This is a genomic window from Massilia sp. P2_C2 (assembly GCF_056404615.1).
Genome location: NZ_JBFUDR010000474.1, coordinates 1 through 3,317, shown reverse-complemented (window position 1 = coordinate 3,317; position 3,317 = coordinate 1). Strand labels below are relative to the sequence as shown.

Annotated in this window: 3 protein-coding genes; all 3 read right to left on the bottom strand. The window is 64.5% G+C overall.

Annotated elements, in window-relative coordinates:
* Positions 1-998: efflux RND transporter permease subunit (locus tag AC1DYX_RS29595; RefSeq protein ID WP_477265565.1), on the bottom strand; the 998-nt coding region annotated here is incomplete at its 3' end.
* The gene (locus AC1DYX_RS29590; RefSeq protein WP_477265563.1) at positions 995-2,170 is read right to left on the bottom strand and encodes an efflux RND transporter periplasmic adaptor subunit; all 1,176 of its coding nucleotides are present in this window, start codon (positions 2,168-2,170) and stop codon (positions 995-997) included. The genes AC1DYX_RS29595 and AC1DYX_RS29590, both read right to left, overlap by 4 nt.
* Before the next feature lie 24 nt (positions 2,171-2,194).
* On the bottom strand, positions 2,195-3,317 hold a 1,123-nt coding region (locus tag AC1DYX_RS29585), incomplete at its 5' end, for an FAD-dependent monooxygenase (RefSeq protein WP_477265561.1).

The window sequence follows — 3,317 nt, the reverse complement described above, 5'->3', positions numbered from 1 at the left end:
GTCGGATCGAACACGATGCGGTAATCGACGCCGGCCGGCATGTCGCGCTTGGCCTCGGTCATGATCTCGCGCACCTGACGCGAGATGTCGAGCGCGTTGCCGTCCGGCGCCTGCAGGATGGCAAAGGCTACCGCCGGCTTTTCATCCAACAGCGAACGCAAGCCATATTCGGAGGCGCCCAGCTCGATGCGGGCAACGTCGCGCAGTCGCGTCACGCCACCGCTGGGCGAGCTTTTCAGCACGATGTCGCCGAACTCGCTTTCGCTGCTCAGGCGTCCATGCGCATTGATGGCCAGCTGCATCTGCGCCTCGTCGCCCATCGGCGATGCGCCCACGACGCCGGCAGCGATCTGCACGTTCTGTTCCTTGATGGCGGCGATCACGTCCTTTGCGGTCAAGCCGCGCTGCGCGACTTTGGCCGGATCGAGCCAGATGCGCATGGAATAATCTCCGCCGCCCCAGATCTTGACCGCGCCGACGCCCGGCACGCGTTCGAGCCGGTCCTTGATGTTGAGGATGCCGTAATTGCGCAGGTAAGTCATGTCGTAGCGGTTGTCAGGCGACACCAGGTGCACCACCAGGGTCTGGGTCGGCGACGATTTCACCGTCGTCACGCCCAGCCGTTGCACATCCTCGGGCAAGCGTGGCAAGGCCTGGGCGACCCTGGCCTGGACGAACTGGCGTGCCTTGTCCGGGTCGGTACCGACCTGGAACGTGACAGTCAGGGCGAGATTGCCGTCGCTGTTGGCCTGGGACTGCATGTACAGCATGTGCTCGACGCCGTTGATCTGCTCTTCGAGCGGCGCGGCCACCGATTCGGCAATCACCTTGGGATTGGCGCCTGGGTACTTGGCTTCCACCACGATCGATGGAGGGACCACCTCGGGATACTCGGATACCGGCAGGTGGAACAGGGAAAACAGGCCCGCCAGTAAAATGAGTGCCGACAGGACCGACGAGAAAATCGGCCGATCGATGAAGAATTTTGAGATGTTCATGGCTGTTTGACGGCGGCGTTGTCCAGTGCAACCAGCTTGACCTTGACCTGGTCGCCCGGCTGCACACGATGCAGGTTGTTCAGCAGGACGCGGTCGCCCGCCACCAGTCCCTTGGTAATGATCCGCAGTCCATCGGCCAGTTCGCCCGGCGTGACTTCACGGCGTTCGACCCGGTCCGCCCCGTTGGCGACAAGCACGAACTTCTTGTCCTGATCGGTATTGATGACAGCGTCGCTGACCAGCACGGCCGGACGGGCCACATCGTCGCCGAGCTTGACGCGGGCGAACAGTCCCGGCACCAGGGCGCCGTCGGCATTGTCGAACCGCGCGCGCACACGGACGGTTGCCGCAGCCGGATCGACCTGGTTATCGATCGATACCAACTGCCCCCGGTATGCGAGGGCCGTCTCGTCGGCCAATCCGAGCAGGACGGGGATGGGATTCTTCTTGTTGCGGTTCAGGTAGCGGAGATAGCTGAGTTCGTCAACTTCGAAGGACGCGTAGATCGGCGCCACCGAAACCAGCGTTGTCAGCGGCGGTGCCTCGGCACCGCCCGTCACCACGTTACCAACCGTGATCTCGGCGCGCGATACGCGCCCGCTGATCGGCGCCTGGATGACGGTGCGCGACAGGTTGAGCCTGGCCGACGCCAGCATGGCCCTGGCTGCCAGTAAGCCGGCTGCCGCTTCGCGTGCGGCGTTCTGCCTGGCATCGTAATCGCGCCGGGCCATGGCGTTGTCGGCGATAAGCCGTTCAGCACGCGCCGCTTCGGCCGCCGCGTATTCACTGCGCGCCTGAGCCGCGGCGAGTTGCGCCCCCGCCCTGTCGACCTCGGCCTGGTAGGGACGCGGATCGATCGTGAACAGTGGATCGCCTTTCCTGACCAGCACGCCGTCCTTGAAGTGGACGGCGACGATCGTGCCCGAGACCTCAGGGCGGACCTGGACCTTTTCGACCGCTTCCAGGCGGCCCGAATAGCTATGCCACTGGACTATGTCTTTCGGAACGACTGCGGTGGCGTCCACTTCGACCAGCGGAGGACGCTCATCGGGCTTGGCCGAGGTACGGGCATGCGGGGCCAGCAAGGCAACCGCAGCCACGCCGGACACGGCCAGTGCGGCCGTTGCCGTCAGAACGCGTTGACGGCGGGATGTGGATGATTGAAGTTTCATATGTGGACTTTTGGTTAGGAATAATCAGGCGGCGCAACGCGTGTCGTGGCGGGACGCCACGTGACTGGAGGGGCCGGCCCGTCCCATGCCTGACAGCGCCGCGACGGCGGCCTGGACATTGGGCAGGCCATCCGCGCTGTCGATCGCCAATACATAGCCATCGGGCCGGCACAGGATGGCCGCAGGTGCACCGAGCCGGCCGTACACGCCGCTGCTGTCTGGGAAGTAGCGGGCCAGGTCCGGCTCGCGCGCATGGAAATTGCGGTCGCTGACGATTGCCCAGCAGGTCAGCGGCAGACGCGCGTGCAGCTCATGCAGCAGTGCGCTGTTCTTGTCGATGGCGGTGGCATCGCCGCACAGGAAGAGAACGAAGCCGCCGTCCCGGAAGGCATCCAGGGTGGTCTGAAGACGTGCCACAGGAAGGCGCGGCATACGGTCCCCGACCTCGAGCACAGCCGTTTTACCCTGTCCGTCAAGCGAGCCGCGGTAGTGCAGCTTGAGCTGGGCCATGGCGGCAATGGTTGCCTTGGGCTGGTATATCCGGAACAGCATCGGTCCGACCGCCCCCATCAGGAAGCGCATGAACGGCCCCGGCCGGGTGACCATCTGCATCGCTTTGTCGGTCGCGGCGACAACGCCGTTCGCGGTGCTGCGGCGTTCGTGTTCATACGAGTCGAGCAGGCCCGGACCGGCCTGGCCCTTGAGCACAAGCGCCAGCTTCCAGGACAGGTTGACCGCGTCGTGCATGCCCGTATTCATGCCCTGGCCGCCGGCGGGCGAGTGAATGTGAGCGGCGTCGCCGGCCAGGAATACCCGGCCGACCCGGAACTGTTCCGCCACCCGCTTGTGCATGCGGTAGCTCATCACTCGGCTCGGAGAGTGGAAGCGCCAGCCCTTGAACAGTTGATTATCGGCCAGGAAGCGCTCGAAGCGCGAAAAGTCGATCGCTTCGGCCGCGGTTTCGCCTTGCGTGAAATCGGGACCGACGATGCGGAACTGCTTGCCGGGCTGGGGAATGACGGCGACTGTCGTGTTATCCCCGATAAACACATGGGTACTGTCGGTGTCGATCCTTGCTTCGCCGAGTTCCACCTCGGCCAGCAGAAACCGGGCCTGGTAGGTCGCACCAGCAAAATTGACGTTGAGC